Raw genomic sequence first — 24,559 nt, 5'->3', positions numbered from 1 at the left:
ATGGAAAACGTGATGTTGTCTTTTGACAAGGTGAGCGCGCACTACGGCAAAATCCAGGCGCTGCATGAGGTGAGCCTGCACATTAAGCAGGGCGAGATTGTCACGCTTATCGGCGCCAACGGCGCGGGTAAAACCACGCTGCTCGGCACGCTGTGCGGCGACCCGCGCGCCAGCCACGGGCGTATCGTTTTTGATGGCAAAGACATTACCGACTGGCAGACCGCGAAAATCATGCGCGAGGCGGTGGCGATTGTGCCGGAAGGCCGCCGCGTCTTCTCCCGCATGACGGTGGAAGAGAATCTGGCGATGGGCGGCTTTTTCGCCGACCGCGCACAGTTTCAGACCCGCATTCAGCGCGTATACGATCTCTTCCCGCGCCTGCATGAGCGTCGCATTCAGCGCGCCGGTACGATGTCCGGCGGCGAACAGCAGATGCTGGCGATAGGCCGCGCGCTGATGAGCCAGCCGCGCCTGCTGCTGCTCGATGAGCCGTCGCTGGGTCTGGCGCCCATTATCATCCAGCAGATTTTCGACACCATCGAACAGCTGCGCAAAGAGGGAATGACCATTTTCCTCGTCGAGCAGAACGCCAACCAGGCGCTGAAGCTCGCCGACCGCGGTTACGTGCTGGAAAACGGCCATGTGGTGCTTGAGGACACCGGCGACGCGCTGCTCGCCAACGAGGCGGTGCGCAGCGCTTATTTAGGCGGTTAAGTTATGGCGGCCCGGTGGCGTAAGGCTACCGGGCAGGCGCATTGAGAAAGCCGGGTATGGCGAAACGCCACCCGGCTTTTGTTTTATGTACGCATTACTTGTACAATTAATTTGTACTTTAGAGGAGGCTTTATGCGTACGATGAACTACAGCGAAGCGCGCCAGCAGCTCGCTTCCGCCCTGGAATCCGCCACCACCGGAACGCCAGTGACCATTACGCGCCGCGGCCATAAACCGGCCGTTATCATCAGCGCCGAAGAGTTTGAACGTTACCAGGCGGCCAAACTGGATGCCGAATTCGCGGAGATGATGGCCGTGCACGGTAATGAAATCAGGGAGCTTGCGGACAGGTAATGACGATTCACTTTATCTCAGCGGAGGAGATAGTTCGTTTCCATGACCGCTTATTGCAGGTGACGCCCGGCGTCACAGGGATGCCCGACCCGGGGCGGGCCGAAGCGTTAATGTATCGCGTGCTTAATAAATATGAGTACGAAGGCGTTGACGATATCTGGCTGCTGGCGGCGATGCATTTGCTGGCGATTGCGCGAGGCCATATTTTCAACGACGGTAATAAGCGCACGGCGCTTTTCATTACGCTGTTGTTTCTTAAGCGAAACGGTATTGCGCTTGCGGCTAATCCGGCTTTTGTTGAGATGACGGTCGACGCGGCGGCAGGTCGGCTTTCACTGGAAGCGATAGCTGCGTTGCTTCGCCCCTGAACCCCGTCATCAGACCATCACTGGCGCGTCATTTCTGTGCCGCGGCGGCGTAACGATCTTGTCACTATTCAGTTATTTTTCTGTCATACGCGCATGTCATGTTAGCTCGCGAGCATAAAACGCGTGATTTCGCGCATCTCAAACGACGCATAATCAGAGAGATAACAGACATGACAGCTTCGTTACGACGTACAGCAATTTGTGTGGCTCTGGGATGGGCGCTGAGCAGCCAGGCGATGGCCGCCACCACCATTCCGTTCTGGCATTCTATGGAAGGCGAACTGGGTAAAGAGGTGAACTCGCTGGCGCAGCGGTTCAACCAGGCTCACCCGGAATACAAAATCGAACCGGTTTACAAAGGCAACTACGAGCAGAGCCTGGCGGCAGGCATCGCGGCCTTCCGTACCGGCAATGCTCCGGCGATTTTGCAGGTCTACGAAGTAGGCACCGCCACCATGATGGCCTCAAAAGCGATCAAACCGGTGTACGAAGTCTTTAACGATGCTGGCATTAAATTCGACGAGTCGCAGTTTGTCCCGACGGTCGCCGGTTACTACACCGACGCGAAAAGCGGACACTTACTCTCCCAGCCCTTCAACAGCTCCACTCCGGTGCTCTATTACAACAAAGATGCGTTCAAAAAAGCGGGCTTAGACCCGGAGCAGCCGCCGAAAACCTGGCAGGACCTCGCTGCATACACCGCGAAGCTGAAAGCCGCCGGGATGAAATGCGGCTATGCCAGCGGCTGGCAGGGATGGATCCAGATTGAAAACTTCAGCGCCTGGCACGGTCTGCCGGTCGCGACTAAGAATAACGGCTTTGACGGTACCGACGCGGTACTGGAGTTCAACAAGCCGGAGCAAGTGAAGCACATCGCGCTGTTGCAGGATCTCAACAAGAAGGGCGATTTCAGCTACTTCGGGCGCAAGGATGAGTCGACCGAGAAGTTCTATAACGGCGACTGCGCGATCACGACCGCCTCTTCCGGATCGCTCGCGGATATCCGCCACTACGCCAAATTCAACTACGGCGTGGGCATGATGCCTTACGACGCCGATGTGAAAGGCGCGCCGCAGAACGCCATCATCGGCGGGGCGAGCCTGTGGGTGATGCAGGGCAAGGACAAAGAGATGTACAAAGGCGTCGCGGAGTTCCTGAGCTTCCTGGCGCAGCCGGAAAATGCCGCGGAATGGCACCAGAAAACCGGCTATCTGCCTATCACCAAAGCCGCCTACGACCTGACCCGCGAGCAGGGCTTCTACGACAAAAATCCGGGTGCGGATATCGCGACGCGCCAGATGCTGAACAAGCCGCCGTTACCGTTCACCAAAGGGCTGCGTCTGGGCAATATGCCGCAGATCCGCACCGTGGTTGACGAAGAGCTGGAAAGCGTCTGGACCGGCAAGAAAACCCCGCAACAGGCGCTGGATTCCGCCGTTGAGCGTGGAAATCAGCTGTTGCGTCGCTTCGAGCAGTCGACGAAATCGTAACCCCAAGGCCGGCAGGGATAGCCGGTTTGATGTGGCGGGTATGCTTTGCCTTACCCGCCCTACAGGTAAGAGTTCCCAGGCCGGGTAAGGCGAAGCCGCACCCGGCATTTTTCAGGAAAGTGTCCCTCTATGTCATCATCTCGTCCGGTGTTTCGCGCAAGCTGGCTGCCTTATGCGCTGCTGGCACCGCAGTTGATTATCACCGTTGTCTTTTTTATCTGGCCTGCGGGCGAGGCGCTCTGGTACTCGGTACAAAGCGTCGATCCGTTCGGGCTCTCCAGCCAGTTTGTCGGGTTTGCGAACTTCACGCAGCTCTTCCACGACAGCTATTATCTGGATTCTTTCTGGACGACGATCAAATTCAGCACGCTGGTGACGGTAAGCGGCCTTTTGATCTCGCTGTTCTTCGCGGCCCTGGTCGATTACGTGGTGCGCGGTAGCCGCTTTTATCAGACGCTGATGCTGCTGCCTTACGCCGTCGCGCCCGCCATCGCCGCCGTGCTGTGGATTTTCCTCTTCAACCCTGGACGCGGGCTTATCACCCACGTGCTTGAGCAGATGGGCTACTACTGGAACCATTCGCAAAACAGCGGACAGGCGATGTTCCTGGTGGTTTTCGCCTCGGTCTGGAAGCAGATCAGCTACAACTTTCTTTTCTTCTTCGCCGCGCTGCAGTCGATTCCTCGCTCGCTGGTTGAGGCGGCCGCTATCGACGGCGCCGGGCCGGTACGTCGGTTCTTTAAGCTGTCGCTGCCGCTTATCGCGCCGGTGAGCTTTTTCCTGCTGGTGGTGAACCTGGTTTACGCCTTCTTCGACACCTTTCCGGTTATTGACGCCGCCACCGCAGGCGGGCCGGTGCAGGCCACCACGACGCTGATTTATAAGATTTACCGCGAAGGGTTCGCCGGGTTGGATCTCTCCACCTCCGCCGCGCAGTCGGTGGTGCTGATGGTGCTGGTTATCGTCCTCACCGTGGTGCAGTTCCGCTATGTGGAAAGTAAGGTGCGTTACCAATGATTGAAAACCGCCGCGGGCTGACGATTTTCAGCCATACCATTTTGATCCTCGGCATTGCCGCTATTCTCTTTCCGCTCTACGTGGCGTTCGTGGCGGCGACGCTCGACAACGAGGCCGTGTTTGCCACGCCAATGACGCTTATTCCCGGCACGCACCTGTGGGAAAACCTGAAAAATATTTGGGTGAATGGCGTTGGCGCCAACAGCGCGCCGTTCTGGCTGATGTTGCTGAACAGCTTCATCATGGCATTCAGCATTACCGTCGGGAAAATCGCGGTGTCGATGCTCTCGGCGTTCGCCATCGTCTGGTTCCGCTTTCCGCTGCGTAATCTCTTCTTCTGGATGATTTTTATTACGCTGATGCTGCCGGTGGAAGTGCGCATTTTCCCGACGGTGGAAGTCATCGCTAACCTGAAAATGATGGACAGCTACACCGGCCTGACGCTGCCGCTGATGGCGTCGGCGACCGCCACCTTCCTGTTCCGCCAGTTCTTTATGACGCTGCCTGATGAGCTGATGGAGGCGGCGCGCATCGACGGCGCTTCGCCGATGCGGTTTTTCCGCGACATCGTGCTGCCGCTGTCGAAAACCAACCTGGCGGCGCTGTTTGTGATCACCTTTATCTACGGCTGGAACCAGTATCTCTGGCCGCTGCTGATTATCAGCGACCCGGCGCTTGGCACAGCAGTTGCGGGTATCAAGGGCATGATTTCGGTAGGCGAAGGCAGCACACAGTGGAATCAGGTGATGGCGGCGATGCTGCTGACGCTTATCCCGCCGGTGGTGATTGTTTTGGTAATGCAGCGCGCGTTTGTTCGCGGGCTGGTAGACAGCGAGAAATAAAATGGCAGGTTTAAAACTTCAGGCGGTGACCAAAAGCTGGGACAACGGCAAAACGCAGGTGATCCAGCCGCTGACGGTCGATGTGGCCGATGGCGAGTTTATCGTGATGGTTGGCCCGTCCGGCTGCGGTAAATCCACGCTGCTGCGTATGGTGGCGGGGCTTGAGCGTGTGACCAGCGGCGATATCTGGATAGACCGCCAGCGCGTTACCGAAATGGAACCCAAAGAGCGCGGCATCGCGATGGTGTTTCAGAACTACGCGCTCTACCCGCACATGAACGTGGAAGAGAACATGGCCTGGGGCCTGAAAATTCGCGGCATGGGCAAAGCGCATATCGACGAGCGCGTCAAAGAGGCAGCGCGCATTCTGGAGCTCGACGGGCTGCTGAAACGCCGCCCGCGCGAGCTCTCCGGCGGCCAGCGCCAGCGCGTGGCGATGGGCCGTGCCATCGTGCGCGATCCGGCGGTGTTTCTCTTTGACGAACCGCTCTCTAACCTCGACGCCAAACTGCGCGTGCAGATGCGCCTTGAGCTGCAACAGCTGCACCGCCGCCTGCGCACCACGTCGCTGTACGTCACACACGATCAGGTGGAGGCGATGACGCTTGCCCAGCGCGTGATGGTGATGAACAAAGGCGTGGCGGAGCAGATAGGCACGCCGGTCGACGTCTACGAAAAGCCCGCCAGCCGCTTTGTGGCGAGCTTTATCGGCAGCCCGGCGATGAACCTGCTGGAAGGGCGGGTGAATGCCGAGGGGACCCATTTCGACGTGGACGGCGGTCTTGCGCTGCCGCTCGGACGGCTGCATAAAACCCTCGCCGGGCGCAAAGTGACGCTGGGTATCCGCCCGGAACATATTGCGTTAAGCTCACAGGCCGCAGGCGGCGTGCCGCTGCCGCTCGATACGCTGGAGATGCTGGGGGCCGATAACCTCGCGCATGGCCGCTGGGGCAGCCAGAAAGTGGTGGCGCGCCTCGCGCATCAGGAGCGTCCGCAGCCGGGCACCCCAATCTGGCTGCACCTGCCGGAAAACCATCTGCACTTCTTTGACGGTGAAACAGGACAACGACTATGAGCAACTGGCCATATCCTCCGATCGTCGCCCATCGCGGCGGCGGCAGACTGGCGCCGGAAAACACCCTGGCGGCGATCGACACCGGCGCGCGCCTGGGCCACGCCATGATTGAGTTTGACGTCAAGCTGTCGAAAGACGGTCAGATTTTCCTGCTGCATGACGACACGCTGGAGCGCACCAGCAATGGCTGGGGTGTGGCGGGCGAGCTGAACTGGGATGAACTGCTGAAAGTGGATGCTGGCGGCTGGTACAGCGGCGCGTTTAAAGGCGAGAAGCTGGCGCTGATGAGCGACGTGGCGCAGCGCTGCCGCGAGCATCACATGATGGCGAATATCGAAATTAAACCGACGACCGGCGCGGACGACGAAACCGGGCGCGTCGTGGCGCTGGCCGCGCGCGAACTCTGGCAGGGGATGACCGCGCCGCTGCTGTCATCGTTTTCCGTTGAGGCGCTGGCCGCCGCGCAGCGAGCCGTGCCGGAACTGCCGCGCGGGCTGCTGCTGGATGAGTGGCGCGACGACTGGCAGGCGCTGACGACGCAGCTTGGCTGCGTCTCGATTCACCTCAACCATAAGCTGCTGGATCAGGCGCGCGTGAACCAGCTGAAAGACGCCGGGCTGCGCATTCTGGTGTATACCGTGAATTCGCCCCGGCGCGCGCTGGAGCTGCTCGCCTGGGGCGTGGACTGCATCTGTACGGATGCGATTGACGAGATAGGGCCGGATTTCCGCGCTTAAGGCGCAAGCGCGCTACTGCTGTTCAGCGTCGCGCCGTTTTGCCGCAGCATGTCACCGTTCTGGTGCGGCTGGATCATATGCGTTTGCTGAGGGCTGTTCAGCGTCACGCCGCTGCTGCCGCTGCTGTTCAGCATATGCTGCGAACTGCCGCTGTTGAGCATCGTGCCGTTACTGTTGAGCCTCTGCGGCGAGCTGGCCTGATGGTTCAGCATCCCGCCGTTGGTGTTCGGCAGTACCTGCTCCCGCTGCGGGTTCAGGTTTCCCGGCTGGTTCTGTTGAATACGCGCGACGTTATTGTTCATCTGGGTTTGCAGCTGCTGCTGTTGCAGGCGGCTCTGCGTCTGAAGCTGCTGGTTCAGCATGCCTTTTTGCTGGAGCTGCTGGCTTTGCATCTGCGTCTGTAAACGCTGCTGGCTTGGGATCACATATCCCGGCTGGTTCGGGTTGTTAAGGACATTAATGGGCTCGGCCAGCGCCGCCAGCGGCAGCGCGGCGGCAAGCAGTAAGTAACGTTTCATGGTATTTCCCTCCCCTTATGGAAGATCTTTTAAGTTTACTCCCTCTGTGACAACACGATGATCTTTTAAGAGTTGTGAACCAGACTTGATCCGGGGAGTGTCCCAGACAAGAACCGGAGAAAAATAATGATGATGCAGTGGAAAACCGTACGCCAGACCGCGATAGCCGCGCTGGCGGCAGCTTTTTGCTTATCGGCGGCGGCAGCGCCTCCACCCGTTGCGGCGCCCGCGCCGGTCTCCTATGGCGTTGAGGAGGATGTGTTTCATCCGGTGCGCGCCGAGCATGGCATGGTGGCGTCTGTGGATGCCGCCGCGACCCAGGTGGGCGTTGATGTGCTGAAACAGGGCGGCAACGCGGTGGACGCGGCGGTCGCGGTGGGCTTCGCGCTGGCCGTCACGCACCCGCAGGCCGGTAATCTCGGCGGCGGCGGCTTTATGATGCTGCGCACCAAAGACGGCAAAGTGACCGCCATTGATTTTCGCGAGATGGCGCCAGAGAAAGCCACGCGCGATATGTTCCTCGACGCGCAGGGCAACGCCGACAGCAAAAAATCGCTCACCTCGCATCTCGCTTCCGGCACGCCGGGCAGCGTCGCGGGCTTCGCGCTGGCGCTGCAAAAATATGGCACGATGCCGCTCGATAAAGTTATTCAGCCCGCCATCACGCTCGCGCGCGACGGCTTTACGGTGAATGACGCGCTGGCGGTTGACTTAAAAACCTACGGTGTGGAGACGCTCCCGAACCACCCGTCCAGCAAAGCGATTTTCTGGAAACCGGACGGCAATCCTTATCAGAAAGGCGACAAGCTGGTGCAGGCGAACCTCGCGAAAAGCCTGGAGCTTATCGCCAAAGAGGGCCCGGACGCGTTTTATAAAGGCCCGATTGCCGACCAGATAGCCGACGAGATGGCGAAAAACGGCGGGCTTATCACCAAAGCCGATCTGGCAAACTACCACGCGGTGGAGCGCACGCCGGTGAGCGGCGAGTATCGCGGCTACCAGGTATATTCGATGCCGCCGCCGTCTTCTGGCGGGATCCACATCGTGCAGATCCTGAATATTCTGGAGAATTTCGATCTGCATAAATATGGCTTCGGCAGCGCTGACGCGATGCAGGTGATGGCTGAGGCGGAAAAATATGCCTACGCCGACCGGTCGGAGTATCTGGGCGACCCGGATTTCGTGAAGGTGCCGTGGCAGGCGCTGACCAGCAAGGCGTACGCCAAAACGCTGGCGCAGCAGATTGACGTGAACAAAGCGCGCCCGTCAAAGGACATCAAGCCTGGCAATCTTGCGCCTTACGAGAGCAACCAGACGACGCATTTTTCGGTCGTCGATAAAGACGGTAACGCGGTGGCGGTGACCTACACGCTGAACACTACCTTCGGCAGCGGTATCGTGGCGGGTGATACCGGTATTCTGATGAATAACCAGATGGACGATTTCTCCGCGAAGCCCGGCACGCCGAACGTCTACGGGCTGGTGGGCGGCGATGCGAACGCCGTGGGGCCGAAGAAGCGTCCGCTCTCGTCGATGTCGCCGACGATTGTCGTGAAGGATGGCAAAACCTGGCTGGTCACCGGCAGCCCGGGCGGCAGCCGCATTATCACCACCGTATTGCAGATGGTGGTGAATACGATCGATTACGGGATGAACGTGGCGGAAGCCACCAACGCGCCGCGTTTCCATCATCAGTGGCTGCCGGATCAGCTGTGGGTGGAGAAGGGCTTTAGCCCGGATACGCTGAAGCTGCTGCGTGAGAAAGGACAGAACGTGGCGGTGAAAGAGGCGATGGGCAGCACCCAGAGCATTATGATTGGCCCGGACGGGGCGCTTTACGGTGCGTCCGACCCGCGCAGCGTCGATGATTTAACGGCGGGGTATTAAGGTAGCGCCTGGCCGCGTGCCGTAAACGGTGGGTGCGGCTGCGCTTACCCACCTTACGGATTTAACACACCGTGGATTTTCCTGTTTGTAGGGCGGGTAAGCCACGCGCACCCGCCGCGCCGCATAATGTAAACGGCGGGTGCTCCACCTTACAAAACGGTGAATAACGGAATGGTTAAGCCGCCTTCATCCGCGCCATAAAATACGCATCCACATACTCGCCGTCGCGCAGGGCGTAACGGCGGCCGGTGCCTTCCGTCTCAAAGCCGAATTTACGATATACCGCCAGCGCAGGCGCGTTATCGACGAACACCGTCAGCTCGATCCGCTCGATACGCAGCCAGTTATCGCACAGGTTCACCATTTCACGTATTAACGCCGAGGCCACGCCGCGATTGCGCCACGCCGGATGCACGCTCATTCCAAACGTCGCCACATGGCTGCGACGCGGGTTCTGCTCGACCGTCAAGGCCAGATGCCCCACCACCTGCTCGCCAATACACGCCACAAGCTGACGACGCCCAGGCTGCGGCGCGCCGAGCCGGTCGCGCCACATGGCAAGGGACGGGTGCGGGATTTGCAGCGTGTTATGGATAATTTCCGACATCGTGTGGATCTGCTGCAACGCCTGCGCGTCTTCCGCTTCCGCATGTCTTACGACGATTTCATTCATGGCATGCTCCCTGTGTGATCGACGGTTGAAGGCGGGCGCGTATGGCTTGTCCCGCCTTACAAAACAAAAACCCTCTCAACATCAATGCTTTTTTCTTTGTGGTCAATTCCCAAATTTTTTTAAAAAAGGCTGGACACATGCGAATGATAATGATTATTATTGCCATGCGTTCAGGGGGAACCCCAACGGAATCATCCTGAAAGCACGACATTGCTCACATTGCTTCCAGTATTTCTTAGCCAGCCGGGTGCTGGCTTTTTTTTTGCCTGATGATCTATGGTTAAACCAACGGTTTAACTCGCTATAAGGATCGGGCAATGACGATTAACTGCGCTTTTATTGGCTTTGGCAAAAGCACCACTCGCTACCATCTTCCCTACGTTTTACACCGCAAAGAGACGTTCCACGTCGCGCACATCTTCCGCCGTCACCCCAAACCGGAGCTGGAAAGCCACCCGCGTTATCAGCACATCCATTTCACAAGCGATCTGGATGACATCCTGAAAGACGATTCGGTCAAACTGGTGGTTATCTGCACCCACGCCGACAGCCACTTCGACTACGCGAAACGCGCGCTGGAGGCGGGTAAAAACGTGCTGGTGGAAAAACCGTTCACCACCAGTATCGCGGATGCGCGCCTGCTGCTGGATCTGGCGAAGAGCAAAGGGCTGGTGGTCACGCCCTATCAGAACCGCCGCTTTGACTCCTGCTTTCTTACGACCCGCAAGGTGATTGAGAGCGGCAAGCTCGGCGAGATTGTCGAAATCGAAAGCCATTTCGATTACTACCGCCCGGAGGCGGAAACCAAACCGGGCCTGCCGGAAGACGGCATGTTCTTTGGGCTTGGCGTACATACGATGGATCAGATTATTTCGTTGTTTGGCCGTCCCGATCACGTCAGCTACGACATCCGCAGCCTGCGCAATAAGGCGAACCCGGACGACACCTTCGAGGCGCAGCTGTTCTATGGCGATTTGAAAGCCATCGTGAAGACCAGCCATTACGTGAAAATCGACTACCCGAAATTTATCGTCCACGGCAAAAAGGGCTCGTTTATCAAATATGGCATCGATCAGCAGGAGACCAGCCTGAAAGCGGGCGTGATGCCGGGCGAGCCGGGGTTTGCTGCGGATGACAGCATCGGGCGGCTGGAGTATGTCAACGTGCAGGGCGAAACGGTGCGTGAAGAGGTAAAACCGGAAGAGGGCGACTATGGGCGGGTCTACGACGCGCTCTATGAGACCCTCGTCAACGGCGCGCCAAATTATGTCAGAGAATCTGATGTGCTCACCAACATGGAGATCCTCGAACGCGGCTTCGAGCAGGCGTCTCCCGCCACGGTAACCCTTGCGAAATAAGGGTTACAGGCTCCTCTGTTCTCGTTCATAAAATTTGAACAGAGGAGTCAATTTTCACCCTCTATGATCGTCGGCGGTTCGGGTACACACTTACCCCATCAAATCGCAAAGGGGGTACAACATGATTTATTTACGCAAAGCAAACGAACGCGGCCACGCGAATCACGGCTGGCTGGATTCCTGGCACACCTTCTCTTTCGCAAACTATTACGACCCGAATTTCATGGGCTTTTCCGCCCTGCGAGTGATTAACGACGACGTCATCGATGCCGGTCAGGGCTTCGGTACGCACCCGCATAAAGATATGGAAATCCTGACCTACGTGCTGGAAGGCGCGGTAGAGCATCAGGACAGCATGGGCAACAAAGAGCAGGTGCCTGCCGGCGAGTTCCAGATAATGAGCGCCGGCACCGGGGTTCGCCACTCGGAATACAACCCGAGCGCCACCGACCGTCTGCGTCTGTACCAGATTTGGATCATTCCGTCTGAAAACGGCATCGAGCCGCGTTATGAACAGCGCCGCTTCGACGCCGCCCAGGGCCGCCAGCTGGTACTGTCGCCGGATGCCCGCGACGGCTCGCTGAAAGTGCATCAGGATATGGAACTGTCGCGCTGGGCGCTGCTCAGTGGCGAAGAGGGCGAGTACGCGCCGGCCGCCGGTCGCCGCGTCTGGATCCAGGTGGTAAAAGGCGAGGTGACCATTAACGGCACCCGTGCGACCACCAGCGACGGCCTGGCTATCTGGGACGAAGCGACGCTGGCTATCCACGCCGACAGCGACAGCGAAATTCTGCTGTTCGATCTGCCGCCGGTCTGATAATTCCTTAACTTCACTCGCAACCTTCCTCTAAACAGGGGAAGGTTGTTGCGCGTCCGTGATAAACTGGTTATTACCCATGATCTTATCCCCCCTTCAGGACGATGAAAAAGAGAAGACCGGTACTTCAGGATGTGGCCGATCGCGTCGGCGTGACCAAAATGACCATCAGCCGCTATCTGCGCAACCCCGAGCAAGTCTCGCTGGCACTGCGCAGTAAAATTGCGGCGGCGCTTGATGAGCTTGGCTACATTCCCAACCGCGCGCCGGATATTCTCTCCAACGCCACCAGCCGCGCCATCGGCGTGCTGCTGCCTTCCCTGACCAACCAGGTGTTCGCCGAAGTCTTACGCGGCATCGAAAGCGTCATTGACGCGCACGGTTATCAGACCATGCTCGCCCACTACGGCTACAAGCCGGAACTGGAACAAGAGCGCCTGGAATCGATGCTCTCCTGGAATATCGACGGGCTGATTTTAACCGAGCGCAACCACACGCCGCGCACGCTGAAGATGATTGAAGTCGCGGGCATTCCGGTCGTGGAGCTGATGGACAGCGTCTCGCCCTGTCTCGATATCGCCGTGGGTTTTGATAACTTCGACGCCGCGCGCCAGATGACGGCGGAAATTATCGCCCGCGGCCATCGCCACGTCGCGTATCTCGGCGCGCGCCTGGATGAACGCACCATCATGAAACAGAAAGGCTACGAGCAGGCGATGCTCGACGCGGGCCTGACGCCTTACAGCGTCATGGTGGAACACTCGTCATCGTTCTCGACCGGCAGCGAACTGCTGCGCCAGGCGCGCCGCGAATATCCGCAGCTCGACAGTATTTTCTGCACCAACGACGATCTCGCGATCGGCGCCGCGTTCGAGTGCCAGCGCCTGGGCCTGCGTATTCCTGACGATATGGCGATTGCCGGTTTTCACGGCCACGATATCGGGCAGGTGATGGAGCCGCAGCTCGCGAGCGTGCTCACGCCACGCGAGCGCATGGGGCGTATCGGCGCGGAGCGTTTGCTGGCGCGGATCCGTGGAGAAAGCGTCACGCCGCAGAGGCTTGATCTCGGGTTTACGCTCTCGCCAGGCGGCTCCATTTAATCCCACAAATTTGAGCTAGCTCACACTTATTCACACCGGGCGCCGGTGGGAATTGCTAATTTTCAGTGTGAGCCAGACAATGTTACCGTTAACAGTTACCCGTAACATTATCCGTAATGCCTTTGCCAGGGGAGTTCTGCAATGAGCACGACCAATCATGATCACCACATTTATATCCTGATGGGCGTTTCCGGCAGCGGGAAATCCGTTGTCGCCAGCGAAGTCGCGCATCGTCTGAAAGCGGCGTTTCTGGATGGCGACTTTCTGCATCCGCGCCGCAACATTATGAAAATGGCGTCCGGCGATCCGCTTAACGACGATGACCGCACGCCGTGGCTGCAGGCGCTTAACGACGCCGCCTTCGCGATGCAGCGCACCAATAAAGTGTCGCTGATCGTCTGTTCGGCGCTGAAAAAACGCTATCGCGATATCCTGCGCAGCGGCAACCCGAACCTCTCTTTCATCTGGCTGAAGGGCGATTTCGAGGTGATCGAAAGCCGCCTGCGCGCGCGTAAAGGGCACTTCTTCAAGCCGCAAATGCTGGTAACCCAGTTCGAAGCGCTGGAAGCCCCACAGGACGATGAAAAAGATGTGCTGATTGTGGATATTAATCCGTCGCTTGACGACGTTATCGACAGCACGATTGCGCTTATCAACAAAGGCCAGTAAGTCGTGAATACATTAACCCTCGTTTTAACGGCAGTAGGGTCCGTCTTACTTCTGTTATTTTTAGTGATGAAGGCGCGTATGCACGCCTTCGTGGCGCTGATGGTCGTTTCGATCGGCGCCGGGCTTTTCTCCGGTATGCCGCTCGATAAAATCGCCGCCACCATGGAAAAAGGCATGGGCGGTACGCTCGGCTTTCTGGCGGTCGTCGTGGCGCTGGGCGCGATGTTCGGCAAAATCCTGCATGAAACCGGCGCAGTGGACCAGATTGCGGTCAAAATGCTGAAATCGTTCGGCCACAGCCGCGCGCACTACGCCATTGGTCTCGCGGGCCTTATCTGCGCGCTGCCGCTGTTTTTCGAGGTGGCCATTGTGCTGCTGATTAGCGTCGCGTTCTCGATGGCGCGCCACACAGGCACCAATCTCGTGAAGCTCGTGATCCCGCTGTTCGCGGGCGTTGCCGCGGCAGCCGCGTTCCTGCTGCCGGGGCCCGCGCCGATGCTGCTTGCCTCGCAGATGCACGCCGATTTTGGCTGGATGATTTTAATCGGCCTGTGCGCAGCCATTCCCGGCATGCTGGTGGCGGGGCCGCTTTTTGGCAACTTCATCAGCCGTCACGTCGAGTTGCAGATCCCTGATGATATCAGCGAGCCGCATCTGGGCGAGGGCAAACTGCCGTCCTTCGGCTTTAGCCTGGCGCTTATCCTGCTGCCGCTGGTGCTGGTCGGCCTGAAAACCATCGCCGCGCGCTTTACCGAGCAGGGCTCGACGCTCTACGAATGGCTGCAGTTTATCGGCCATCCGTTTACCGCGATTCTGGTCGCGTGCCTGGTCGCGATTTACGGGTTGGCGCGCCGTCAGGGCATGGAAAAAGAAAAGGTCATGGCGGTCTGTGGCCAGGCGCTGCAACCGGCGGGCATCATTCTGCTGGTGATTGGCGCAGGCGGGGTGTTTAAGCAGGTGCTGGTGGATTCCGGCGTCGGCCCGGCGCTCGGCGAAGCGCTGACCGGCATGGGGCTGCCGATTGCCGTTACCTGCTTTGTGCTGGCGGCGGCGGTGCGCATTATTCAGGGCTCCGCGACCGTGGCCTGCCTCACCGCCGTCGGGTTGGTGATGCCGGTTATCGACCAGCTTCACTTCTCCGGCGCGCAGCTCGCAGCGCTCTCCATCTGTATCGCGGGTGGCTCGATTGTGGTGAGTCACGTCAACGACGCCGGGTTCTGGCTGTTCGGTAAGTTTACCGGCGCCACCGAAGGGGAGACGCTGAAAACCTGGACGATGATGGAAACGCTGCTCGGCACCACGGGCGCCATTGTCGGGATGATCGCGTTTACGCTGCTTTCCTGATTCGCATTTCTTCGATATCAGCCGCCGGTCTCTGACCCGGCGGCTTTTTTTATTCAGGACATGACAAAGAGGGTGTCAGCGCGGGGGATTACCGTAACGCATAAATCAGCATAGCGAGCGTAGCGCAGACAACCGCGAGGCATTTCCACGGTTTGCTTTTCTCAACCCGATATAAAAGCGCCTGGGTGATTAGCGCGAAAGCTAAGGCAAAAGGGGCGACCACGCCGCTATTAGCAGACCCGGCATCACGAGCAATCATGTCTGATGAAATAGCGGGGTCCATTTCGCTCATCCATGCATATTTATCCACCGTGACAATCAATAACGCGGCGAGGGCTGAGACATAGAGTACGCATAATATGCTCCGGTAAAACCACGCGCTCTTGTGCATATTCACTCTCTTTGACGCATCCTGTTATTCGCGCGGGTATTGCCGCGGCTGCAACATTGATAAAGCGAATAAAAAAGTTTCTTAACCCTTCATCCACGCCCGGATGCCGTCCAGGAACATCTGGGTGGCGAGCATAACCAGCACCAGGCCCATCAGGCGCTCCAGCGCGTTCACGCCTTTTTCGCCGAGCAGGCGCAGGAACAGCGACGACTGCAACAGGATGACAAACGTGCCGCCCCAGGCGAGCAGCAGCGCGATAACCAGATGCCCCATCTGATTCGGATACTGATGCGAGAGCAGCATGAGCGTCGCGAGCAGCGTCGGGCCCGCTACCAGCGGGATTGCCAGCGGCACGATAAACGGCTCTTCGCCCGCAGGCAGGCCGGTGCTGTTGCCTTCCTGGCTTGGGAAAATCATTTTGATAGCAATCAGGAAGAGAATAATGCCGCCGGAAATAGAAACCGTCTCCGCGCGCAGGTTCAGGAACGCGAGAATTTTCTCGCCTGCGAACAGGAAAATAAGCATCAGCAGCAGCGCGATAAACAGCTCGCGCACCATTATCGCCCTGCGGCGTTTCGGCTCGGTATGCTTGAGCACCGACATGAAAATCGGCAGGTTGCCCAGCGGATCCATAATCAGGATCAGCAGGACGGCGGCGGAGAGAATGTCATTCATGAAAAGAGTCCTGATAACGGTAAACGCGACGCCTGATTAGCTCTGTTTCTGATGTTCAGGCAATCATTGATTAATTTCACTTGCCACTTTAGCTGCATTTTGTATGGTGAAAGTATCTCCGGGGCTCTCCCGACACGCACACAAAGCACATCTCGCAGGAACACGGGTTATGAAAAATGTTGGTTTTATCGGCTGGCGCGGTATGGTCGGCTCTGTACTCATGCAACGCATGGTGGAAGAGCGCGATTTCGACGCCATTCGTCCTGTCTTTTTCTCTACGTCCCAGCTCGGCCAGGCCGCGCCCGCTTTCGGCGCGCACGGCGGCGGCACGCTTCAGGACGCATACGATCTCGACGCGCTGAAGGCGCTGGATATTATCGTGACCTGCCAGGGCGGCGATTATACCAACGAAATCTATCCAAAGCTCCGTGAAAGCGGCTGGCAAAGCTACTGGATTGATGCAGCCTCTTCACTGCGCATGAAAGACGACGCCATTATTATTCTCGACCCGGTGAACCAGCACGTCATTACCGAAGGCTTAAACAAGGGCGTGAAGACCTTTGTCGGCGGCAACTGCACCGTCAGCCTGATGCTGATGTCGCTCGGCGGTCTGTTCGCGGAGAACCTGGTGGAGTGGACCTCTGTCGCCACTTACCAGGCGGCGTCCGGCGGCGGCGCGCGCCATATGCGCGAACTGCTGAATCAGATGGGCCTGCTGCAGCAGCACGTCGCGGCGGAACTGGCCGACCCGGCCTCCGCTATCCTCGATATCGAGCGTAAAGTCACGGCGCTTACCCGCAGCGGTGAATTGCCGGTCGATAATTTCGGCGTACCGCTGGCGGGCGGGCTTATCCCGTGGATCGACAAACAGCTCGATAACGGCCAGAGCCGCGAAGAGTGGAAAGGCCAGGCGGAGACCAACAAAATTCTCGGCACCTCGTCGGTGATTCCGGTGGACGGCCTGTGCGTGCGCATCGGCGCGCTGCGCTGCCACAGCCAGGCGTTTACTCTGAAGCTCAAAAAAGATGTGTCGCTCGCGACCATCGAATCGCTGCTGGCGGGCCATAACGACTGGGTGAAAGTGGTGCCGAACGACCGCGAGATCACCATGCGCGAACTGACGCCTGCGGCGGTCACCGGCACGCTCAGCACGCCGGTCGGACGCCTGCGCAAACTCAACATGGGGCCGGAGTATCTGTCGGCGTTCACGGTCGGCGATCAGCTCCTCTGGGGCGCGGCCGAACCGCTGCGGCGTATGCTGCGTCAACTGGCATAAACAAAAAGAGCGCTTCGGCGCTCTTTTTTTATCCGGGTCACGAAAGAAAAGTCGAATGTTCCATATTTTCTCAGGGATAACAGAATCCCCTGGCTATGCTTAGCATAAGGCGAGGTCTTCTCGTCATACTTCCAGGTGGAACGGCACAGCTACAGGAGTGCTTCAGGCTCTGCCCGTTCAGGTCATTAAGAGTGTCGCTACCGGACGCGCAGGCGTAAGGCTGGAATGGGGCGGCACCAAATAAACAGGATGATAACCATGTCTGATCGTGTCTCAAGAGACGTGATTAATGCGCTGATTGCGGGCCATTTTTCGGATCCTTTCTCCGTTCTGGGCATGCACACCACCGACGCGGGGATTGAAGTCCGCGCGCTGCTTCCCGACGCCACTGAAGTCTGGGTTATTGAACCCAAGACCGGGCGCAAAGTGGGCAAGCTCGAATGTCTCGATTCTCGCGGTTTCTTCAGCGGCGTGATGGCGCGTCGTAAAAACCCGTTTCGCTATCAGCTGGCCGTGATCTGGCACGGGCAGCAGAACCTGATTGACGATCCTTATCGCTTCGGACCGCTGTTGCAGGAGCTGGATGTCTGGCTGCTGTCCGAAGGTACCCATCTGCGGCCTTATGAAACGCTCGGCGCGCATCCGGACACGATGGACGGCGTCACCGGCACGCGTTTCTCCGTCTGGGCGCCGAACGCGCAGCGCGTCTCCGTGGTGGGGCAGTTCAACTACTGGGACGGCCGCCGCCACCCGATGCGGCTGCGTAAAGAGAGCGGCATCTGGGAGCTGTTCATCCCCGGTGCGCACAACGGTCAGCTCTACAAATATGAGATGATCGACGCGAACGGCCATTTGCGCATGAAATCTGACCCGTATGCCTTTGAGGCACAGATGCGCCCGGAAACCGCATCGCTTATCTGCGGGCTGCCGGAAAAAGTGGAGCCGAATACCGCGCGCCAGGACGCCAACCGTTTCGACGCGCCCATTTCCATTTACGAAGTGCATCTCGGCTCCTGGCGACGTCACACGGATAACAATTTCTGGCTGAGCTACCGGGAGCTTGCCGACCAGCTGATCCCCTACGTGAAGTGGATGGGCTTTACCCATATCGAACTGCTGCCGGTCAATGAACATCCGTTTGATGGCAGTTGGGGCTATCAGCCGACCGGCCTCTACGCGCCGACCCGCCGTTTCGGCACGCGCGAAGAGTTTCGCTATTTCATCAACGCCGCACATGCCGCCGGGCTGAACGTCATTCTCGACTGGGTGCCGGGGCATTTCCCGTCCGATGATTTCGCGCTGGCGAATTTCGACGGCACCGCGCTTTACGAGCACGGCGACCCGCGCGAAGGCTATCACCAGGACTGGAACACGCTTATCTACAACTATGGCCGCCGCGAAGTGAGTAACTTCCTCGTGGGCAACGCGCTGTACTGGACCGAGCGCTTCGGCATCGATGCCCTGCGCGTGGACGCCGTCGCTTCGATGATTTATCGCGACTACAGCCGCAAAGAGGGGGAGTGGATCCCGAACCAGTACGGCGGGCGCGAGAACCTCGAAGCGATGGAGTTTCTGCGCAACACCAACCGCATCATCGGCGAGCAGGTGAACGGCGCGGTCACGATGGCCGAAGAGTCCACCGATTTCCCTGGCGTCTCTCGCCCACCATCAACCGGCGGCCTCGGCTTCTGGTACAAGTGGAATCTGGGCTGGATGCACGACACGCTCGACTACATGAAGCTCGACCCGGTCTATCGCCAGTACCATCACCACAAAATGACCTTCGGGATGATTTACAACTACACCGAAAACTTCGTTTTGCCGCTGTCACATGACGAAGTGGTGCATGGCAAAAAATCGATTCTCGACCGGATGCCGGGCGACGCCTGGCAGAAGTTCGCCAACCTGCGCGCCTACTACGCCTGGATGTGGGGCTTCCCCGGTAAAAAACTGCTGTTTATGGGCAACGAATTCGCACAGGGGCGCGAGTGGAATCACGACGCCAGCCTCGACTGGCATCTGCTCGAAGGCGATGACAACTGGCACAACGGCGTGCAAAGACTGGTGCGGGATCTCAATTCTACTTATCGGCAGCACAAAGCCCTGCACGAACTTGATTTCGATCCTTATGGCTTCGAATGGCTGGTGGTAGAGGATAACCAGAACTCGGTGTTTATCTTCGCGCGCCGCGATGCTCAGGGGAATGAAATCATCGTCGCCAGCAACTTTACGCCGGTGCTGCGTCACAACTATCGCTTTGGCATCAACCAGCCGGGCGAGTGGCGCGAAATCCTCAATACCGACTCGCAGCACTACCACGGCAGCAACGCCGGAAACGGCGGCAAGGTGCGCAGTGAAGCTATCGCAAGCCACGGACGCGATAACTCGCTTTCCGTCACGCTACCGCCGCTTGCCACGATCTGGCTGGTCAGAGAGGCAGATGATGCAGCTTAACGCAGGCCGTTCCGCTCCACCTGGCGCCTGGTGTGATGGCGCGGGCGTGAATTTCACGCTGTTTTCCGCCCATGCGGAAAAGGTGGAGCTGTGCGTGTTTGACGAGAGCGGCAACGAGGCGCGTTACACGCTGCCCGCCCGCAGCGGCGATATCTGGCACGGCTACCTGCCGGACGCCCGCCCTGGCCTGCGCTACGGTTATCGGGTATATGGCCCGTGGCGCCCTGAACAGGGCCATCGCTTCAACCCGGCCAAACTGCTGCTTGACCCCTGCGCCCGCGGCGTGGAGGGCGATGTAGTGGACGACCCGCGCCTGTATGGCGGCATCGACGCGCCGGACCCGCGCGACAATCGTGACGTCATGCCCAAAGCGGTGGTGATGGACGACCGTTACGACTGGGAAGACGACGCGCCGCCCGCGATTCCCTGGGGCGACACCGTGATTTACGAGGCGCACGTGCGCGGCTTAACGCGCCTGCACCCGGATATCCCGTCCGCGCTGCGCGGCACTTACGCCGCGCTCGGCCACCCGGCAATGATCGCCCATTTTCAGCGGCTCGGCATTACCGCCCTGGAGTTACAGCCGGTGGCGAAATTTTGCAGCGAGCCGCGCCTGCAACGCCTCGGCCTTGCCAATTACTGGGGCTATAACCCGCTCGCGCTCTGGGCGCCCGAGACGCGCTACGCCTCGCAGCCCGCGCCGCAGGCGGCGTTAAACGAATTTCGCGATGCGGTGAAAGCGCTGCATAAGGCGGGTATCGAGGTGATCCTCGACACCGTGCTCAACCACAGCGCTGAACTGGATCTCGAAGGACCGACCTTCTCCCTGCGCGGAATTGATAACCGTAGCTATTATTGGATACAGGACCATGGCGATTATCACAACTGGACCGGCTGCGGCAACACGCTGAACCTGAGCCATCCGGCGGTGGTGGATTACGCCATTGGCTGCCTGAAGTTCTGGGTAGAGCAGTGTCATGTCGACGGTTTCCGGTTTGATCTGGCGACCGTGATGGGCCGTACGCCGGAATTCCGGCAGGACGCGCCGCTCTTTGAGGCGATGCGCCGCGACCCGACGCTCAGGGCCGTGAAGCTTATCGTCGAGCCGTGGGATATCGGCCCCGGCGGCTATCAGGTAGGCAACTACCCGCAGCCCTTCGCCGAGTGGAACGACCGTTTTCGGGACGACATGCGCCGCTTCTGGCTGCGCCGCGAATCCGGCCCTGGCGAATTCGCCACCCGGTTTGCCGCGTCGGCGGATGTATATCGCCGCGACGGGCGTGAGCCCTGGGCGAGCGTCAATCTGGTGACGGCGCATGACGGCTTTACGCTGCGCGACTGCTTGTCGTTCAACGAGAAACACAACGAAGCCAACGGCGAAGATAACCGCGACGGCGCGTGGGAAAACCACAGCAGCAATCACGGCTATGAAGGCTTAGGCGGCGGGCAGAGCATTCAGGACGCGCGGCGCGCCAGCGCGCATGCGTTACTGGCGTCGCTGCTGCTATCGCAGGGCACGCCGATGCTGCTGGCGGGGGATGAACACGGCCACAGCCAGCATGGCAATAACAATGCGTATTGCCAGGATAACGAACTGACCTGGTTTGACTGGTCGCAGGCCGACGAAGGGCTTATCGCGTTTACCGCAGCCCTGATCCGCCTTCGCAGGCAAATTCCGGCGTTAACCGCCGCATCCTGGTGGGAAGAGAACGACGGCAACGTTCGCTGGCTTAACGCCGCGGGCGCGCCGATGCGACCAGAGGACTGGCACAGCGGCACACGCCTGCTGCAAATCCTCTTGTCCGATCGCTGGCTTGTTACCCTTAACGGCCACGATGAAGTGAGCGAGATCGTATTACCTGAAGGGGAGTGGCGCGCCGTTCCTCCATTTGCCGGAGAGGATAATCCGGTTGTCATGGCTGTATGGCATGGGCCTGCGCACGGTGTGTGCGTCTTCCAGAAGTCATAAACAGGAGTTCGTCATGGTCAGGCTTGAAAAGAAAGATCCGTTAATGCTGGCAAGACAGTTGCCATTGAAATCCGTGGCGCTGATCCTGGCGGGCGGCCGCGGCACGCGGTTGAAAGATTTAACCGCGACCCGCGCCAAGCCCGCTGTTCATTTCGGCGGTAAGTTCCGCATTATCGACTTCGCGCTCTCGAACTGCATCAACTCCGGCATTCGTCGCATCGGGGTTATCACGCAGTATCAGTCGCATACGCTGGTGCAGCACATCCAGCGCGGCTGGTCGTTCTTCAGCGAAGAGATGAACGAGTTTGTTGACCTCCTGCCGGCGCAGCAGCGCGTACATGGCGAAACCTGGTACCGCGGCACCGCTGACGCGGTCACCCAGAACCTCGACATCATCCGCCGCTATAAAGCGGAGTATGTGGTCATTCTCGCAGGCGATCACATCTACAAGCAGGACTACTCGCGCATGCTTATCGACCACGTCGAGAAAGGCGCGCGCTGTACCGTCGCCTGCCTGCCTGTGCCGGTGGCCGAAGCGAGAGCCTTCGGGGTGATGGCGGTCGATGAGAACAGCAAAGTCATCGATTTTGTGGAAAAACCGGCGAACCCGCCATCCATGCCCGGCGACGAGACTAAAGCGCTCGCCAGCATGGGGATCTATATTTTTGATGCCGACTATCTTTATGAGTTGCTGGAAGAGGATGACAAAAACGAATCCTCCAGCCACGACTTCGGTAAAGACATTATCCCGAAAGTGACATACAGCGGCGAAGCCTACGCGCATCCGTTCCCACTCTCCTGCGTGCAGTCCGATCCGAACGCGGAGCCGTACTGGCGCGACGTGGGAACGCTGGAGGCGTACTGGAAGGCGAATCTCGATCTCGCCTCGGTGACGCCGGAGCTTGATATGTACGACCAGGACTGGCCTATCCGCACGCACATGGAGTCGCTGCCGCCGGCCAAATTCGTGCAGGACCGCTCCGGCAGCCACGGCATGACGCTGAACTCGCTGGTCTCCGGCGGCTGCATTATTTCCGGGTCGGTGGTGGTGCAGTCGGTGCTGTTCCCGCGCGTGCGCGTGAACTCGTTTTGCAATATTGATTCCGCAGTGCTGCTGCCCGATGTCTGGGTAGGCCGCTCCTGCCGCCTGCGTCGCTGCATTATCGACCGGGCCTGTGTTATCCCTGAAGGCATGGTGATTGGCGAAAACGCCGAAGAGGATGCTCGCCGTTTCTACCGTTCCGAAGAGGGCATTGTATTGGTGACCCGCGACATGCTGGCGCGTTTGTCAGACTAAGTCGCACAAGGATTAAGTGCGCACGGACGATGGTTTCCGCGCGTGATGTTTCGCGTTCGGCGCGCCTGTTGCGCTGTGACTTTCAACGGGAGAGATAATGCAGGTCTTACATGTATGTTCTGAACTTTTTCCGCTGCTGAAAACGGGTGGTCTGGCGGATGTCCTTGGCGCGTTGCCTGCTGCGCAGATTGCCGAAGGGGTGGATACCCGCGTGCTGCTGCCGGGCTTCCCCGATCTCCGTCGAGGCGTTGCGGATGCAAAAGTGATTACGCGTCGGGACACCTTCGCCGGGCCGATCGCTTTGTTATTCGGACATTTTAACGGCGTCGGCATCTATCTTATCGACGCGCCGCACCTCTATGACCGTCCGGGCAGCCCGTACCACGACACTAACCTGTACGCCTATGCCGACAACGTGATTCGCTTTGCGCTTTTGGGCTGGGTCGGCAGCGAAATGGCGGCGGGCCTGGATCCGTTCTGGCGTCCTGACATCGTTCACGCGCATGACTGGCATGCGGGCTTAACCCCTGCGTATCTCGCCGCGCGCGGTCGTCCGGCGAAATCGGTGTTTACCGTTCATAACCTGGCTTATAAGGGCATGTTTTACGCGCATCACATGGATGAAATCGGACTGCCATGGTCGATGTTTAATATGAATGGGCTTGAGTTCAACGGTGAAATTTCGTTCCTCAAGGCGGGCCTTTACTATGCCGATCATATTACGGCGGTGAGCCCGACCTACGCGCGTGAAATCACCGAGCCGCATTTCGCCTACGGGCTGGAAGGGCTGCTCAGGCAGCGCCACAGCGAAGGGCGGCTGTCGGGCATTCTGAACGGCGTCGATGAGAAAATCTGGAACCCGACGCATGATTTGCTCCTCGCCTCGCGCTACACCCGCGATACGCTGGAGGAGAAAGCGGAAAACAAACGCCAGCTCCAGATAGCGATGGGCCTGAAGGTGAATGACAAAGTGCCGTTGTTCGCGGTGGTCAGCCGCCTGACCAGTCAGAAAGGGCTGGATCTGGTGCTGGAGGCGCTGCCGGGGCTGCTGGAGCAGGGCGGACAGCTGGCGCTGCTTGGCGCGGGCGATCCGGTGTTGCAGGAGGGCTTCCTCGCCGCCGCCGCCGAGCATCCGGGCCAGGTCGGCGTGCAGATTGGTTATCACGAAGCCTTCTCGCACCGCATCATGGGCGGCGCGGATGTGATTTTAGTGCCGAGCCGCTTTGAGCCGTGCGGGCTGACCCAGCTTTATGGCCTGAAATACGGCACGCTGCCGCTGGTGCGCCGCACGGGGGGGCTCGCGGATACCGTTTCCGACAGCTCGCTGGAAAACCTGGCGGACGGCATCGCGAGCGGTTTTGTGTTTGAAGACAGTAACGCCTGGTCGCTGTTACGGGCTATCCGGCGCGCTTTCGTACTGTGGTCCCGTCCGTCTCTCTGGCGTTTTGTGCAGCGTCAGGCTATGGGAATGGACTTTAGCTGGCAGGTCGCGGCGAAATCGTACCGCGAGCTTTATCAACGCTTGTTGTAAAGG

At 59.0% G+C, this 24,559-nt stretch carries 23 protein-coding genes; 19 read left to right on the top strand and 4 right to left on the bottom strand.

Annotated elements, in window-relative coordinates; genetic code table 11:
* The 8 genes from livF (at position 1) to ugpQ (ending at position 6,597) form a co-directional block, all read left to right on the top strand.
* A complete protein-coding gene (gene livF / locus AFK67_RS19365; RefSeq protein ID WP_007730585.1) occupies positions 1-714 on the top strand; it encodes a high-affinity branched-chain amino acid ABC transporter ATP-binding protein LivF in 714 nt (237 codons plus the stop codon).
* 132 nt (positions 715-846) lie between these two features.
* Positions 847-1,068 carry a type II toxin-antitoxin system Phd/YefM family antitoxin gene (locus AFK67_RS19360; RefSeq protein ID WP_007730583.1) on the top strand — a complete coding sequence of 74 codons (222 nt, stop codon included), beginning with the start codon at positions 847-849 and terminating at the stop codon, positions 1,066-1,068.
* Positions 1,068-1,436, top strand: coding sequence for a type II toxin-antitoxin system death-on-curing family toxin (locus AFK67_RS19355; RefSeq protein ID WP_007730581.1), 369 nt, complete (start codon positions 1,068-1,070; stop codon positions 1,434-1,436). The genes AFK67_RS19360 and AFK67_RS19355 overlap by 1 nt, the downstream gene beginning before the upstream one ends.
* 170 nt (positions 1,437-1,606) lie before the next feature.
* Positions 1,607-2,926 carry a sn-glycerol-3-phosphate ABC transporter substrate-binding protein UgpB gene (gene ugpB, locus AFK67_RS19350; RefSeq protein WP_032967603.1) on the top strand — a complete coding sequence of 440 codons (1,320 nt, stop codon included), beginning with the start codon at positions 1,607-1,609 and terminating at the stop codon, positions 2,924-2,926.
* 129 nt (positions 2,927-3,055) lie between these two features.
* Positions 3,056-3,943, top strand: coding sequence for a sn-glycerol-3-phosphate ABC transporter permease UgpA (gene ugpA, locus AFK67_RS19345; RefSeq protein ID WP_007730578.1), 888 nt, complete (start codon positions 3,056-3,058; stop codon positions 3,941-3,943).
* Positions 3,940-4,785 (top strand): sn-glycerol-3-phosphate ABC transporter permease UgpE, encoded by an 846-nt coding sequence (gene ugpE / locus AFK67_RS19340; RefSeq protein WP_007730575.1) that lies wholly within the window; start codon positions 3,940-3,942, stop codon positions 4,783-4,785. Before ugpA ends, ugpE begins: the two co-directional genes overlap by 4 nt.
* A 1-nt stretch (position 4,786) precedes the next feature.
* The gene (locus tag AFK67_RS19335) at positions 4,787-5,860 is read left to right on the top strand and encodes a sn-glycerol-3-phosphate import ATP-binding protein UgpC (protein ID WP_007730573.1); all 1,074 of its coding nucleotides are present in this window, start codon (positions 4,787-4,789) and stop codon (positions 5,858-5,860) included.
* Positions 5,857-6,597, top strand: a complete 741-nt coding sequence (gene ugpQ, locus AFK67_RS19330) for a glycerophosphodiester phosphodiesterase (RefSeq protein WP_007730572.1) — start codon at positions 5,857-5,859, stop codon at positions 6,595-6,597. The genes AFK67_RS19335 and ugpQ overlap by 4 nt, the downstream gene beginning before the upstream one ends.
* Here ugpQ and AFK67_RS19325 read toward each other — a convergent pair.
* On the bottom strand, positions 6,594-7,115 hold the full coding sequence (locus AFK67_RS19325; RefSeq protein WP_007730567.1) for a DUF2756 family protein: 522 nt from the start codon (positions 7,113-7,115) through the stop codon (positions 6,594-6,596). The two genes, ugpQ and AFK67_RS19325, sit on opposite strands and share 4 nt — an antisense overlap.
* Before the next feature lie 126 nt (positions 7,116-7,241).
* On the opposite strand from AFK67_RS19325, the gene ggt reads away from it, so the two are divergent.
* Positions 7,242-9,002, top strand: a complete 1,761-nt coding sequence (gene ggt, locus AFK67_RS19320; RefSeq protein ID WP_007730566.1) for a gamma-glutamyltransferase — start codon at positions 7,242-7,244, stop codon at positions 9,000-9,002.
* Between the two features lie 175 nt (positions 9,003-9,177).
* On the opposite strand, the gene yhhY is transcribed toward ggt, so the two are convergent.
* Positions 9,178-9,675 (bottom strand): N-acetyltransferase, encoded by a 498-nt coding sequence (yhhY, locus tag AFK67_RS19315; protein ID WP_007730562.1) that lies wholly within the window; start codon positions 9,673-9,675, stop codon positions 9,178-9,180.
* A 317-nt stretch (positions 9,676-9,992) separates the two neighbouring features.
* Between yhhY and AFK67_RS19310 the strand changes: the two genes are divergently transcribed.
* The 5 genes from AFK67_RS19310 to gntU all read left to right on the top strand — a co-directional run bounded on the left by AFK67_RS19310 (position 9,993) and on the right by gntU (position 14,963).
* Positions 9,993-11,033 (top strand): oxidoreductase, encoded by a 1,041-nt coding sequence (locus AFK67_RS19310; RefSeq protein ID WP_007730556.1) that lies wholly within the window; start codon positions 9,993-9,995, stop codon positions 11,031-11,033.
* A 121-nt stretch (positions 11,034-11,154) separates the two neighbouring features.
* Positions 11,155-11,850: a pirin family protein gene (locus AFK67_RS19305; protein ID WP_007730553.1), complete on the top strand. Its 696-nt coding sequence runs from the start codon at positions 11,155-11,157 to the stop codon at positions 11,848-11,850.
* Positions 11,851-11,954: 104 nt separating this feature from the next.
* A complete protein-coding gene (gene gntR / locus AFK67_RS19300) occupies positions 11,955-12,950 on the top strand; it encodes a gluconate operon transcriptional repressor GntR (RefSeq protein ID WP_007730551.1) in 996 nt (331 codons plus the stop codon).
* A 141-nt stretch (positions 12,951-13,091) separates the two neighbouring features.
* Positions 13,092-13,619 carry a gluconokinase gene (gene gntK, locus AFK67_RS19295; protein ID WP_007730550.1) on the top strand — a complete coding sequence of 176 codons (528 nt, stop codon included), beginning with the start codon at positions 13,092-13,094 and terminating at the stop codon, positions 13,617-13,619.
* A 3-nt stretch (positions 13,620-13,622) separates the two neighbouring features.
* The gene (gene gntU / locus AFK67_RS19290) at positions 13,623-14,963 is read left to right on the top strand and encodes a gluconate transporter (RefSeq protein ID WP_032967602.1); all 1,341 of its coding nucleotides are present in this window, start codon (positions 13,623-13,625) and stop codon (positions 14,961-14,963) included.
* An 88-nt stretch (positions 14,964-15,051) separates the two neighbouring features.
* Here the strand turns inward: gntU and AFK67_RS19285 are convergent, their stop codons facing one another.
* Positions 15,052-15,354 (bottom strand): hypothetical protein, encoded by a 303-nt coding sequence (locus AFK67_RS19285; RefSeq protein ID WP_032967601.1) that lies wholly within the window; start codon positions 15,352-15,354, stop codon positions 15,052-15,054.
* Positions 15,355-15,435: 81 nt separating this feature from the next.
* On the bottom strand, positions 15,436-16,029 hold the full coding sequence (locus AFK67_RS19280) for a YhgN family NAAT transporter (protein WP_007730543.1): 594 nt from the start codon (positions 16,027-16,029) through the stop codon (positions 15,436-15,438).
* A gap of 169 nt (positions 16,030-16,198) precedes the next feature.
* Here AFK67_RS19280 and asd point away from each other — a divergent pair, with 169 nt between their 5' ends.
* The 5 genes from asd (at position 16,199) to glgA (ending at position 24,556) form a co-directional block, all read left to right on the top strand.
* Positions 16,199-17,305 (top strand): aspartate-semialdehyde dehydrogenase, encoded by a 1,107-nt coding sequence (gene asd, locus AFK67_RS19275; RefSeq protein WP_007730542.1) that lies wholly within the window; start codon positions 16,199-16,201, stop codon positions 17,303-17,305.
* A 258-nt stretch (positions 17,306-17,563) separates the two neighbouring features.
* Complete coding sequence (glgB, locus tag AFK67_RS19270) at positions 17,564-19,759, top strand: 1,4-alpha-glucan branching enzyme (RefSeq protein WP_007730541.1); 2,196 nt, start codon at positions 17,564-17,566, stop codon at positions 19,757-19,759.
* The gene (glgX, locus tag AFK67_RS19265) at positions 19,746-21,728 is read left to right on the top strand and encodes a glycogen debranching protein GlgX (protein ID WP_032967600.1); all 1,983 of its coding nucleotides are present in this window, start codon (positions 19,746-19,748) and stop codon (positions 21,726-21,728) included. The genes glgB and glgX overlap by 14 nt, the downstream gene beginning before the upstream one ends.
* 13 nt (positions 21,729-21,741) lie before the next feature.
* Positions 21,742-23,025: a glucose-1-phosphate adenylyltransferase gene (gene glgC, locus AFK67_RS19260; protein WP_032991275.1), complete on the top strand. Its 1,284-nt coding sequence runs from the start codon at positions 21,742-21,744 to the stop codon at positions 23,023-23,025.
* A gap of 97 nt (positions 23,026-23,122) precedes the next feature.
* Positions 23,123-24,556 carry a glycogen synthase GlgA gene (gene glgA / locus AFK67_RS19255; RefSeq protein WP_038884655.1) on the top strand — a complete coding sequence of 478 codons (1,434 nt, stop codon included), beginning with the start codon at positions 23,123-23,125 and terminating at the stop codon, positions 24,554-24,556.
* Positions 24,557-24,559 lie beyond the last annotated feature (3 nt).

The organism is Cronobacter dublinensis subsp. dublinensis LMG 23823, from assembly GCF_001277235.1.
Lineage (GTDB): Bacteria > Pseudomonadota > Gammaproteobacteria > Enterobacterales > Enterobacteriaceae > Cronobacter > Cronobacter dublinensis.
This window is presented reverse-complemented; position numbering and strand designations above follow the sequence as displayed.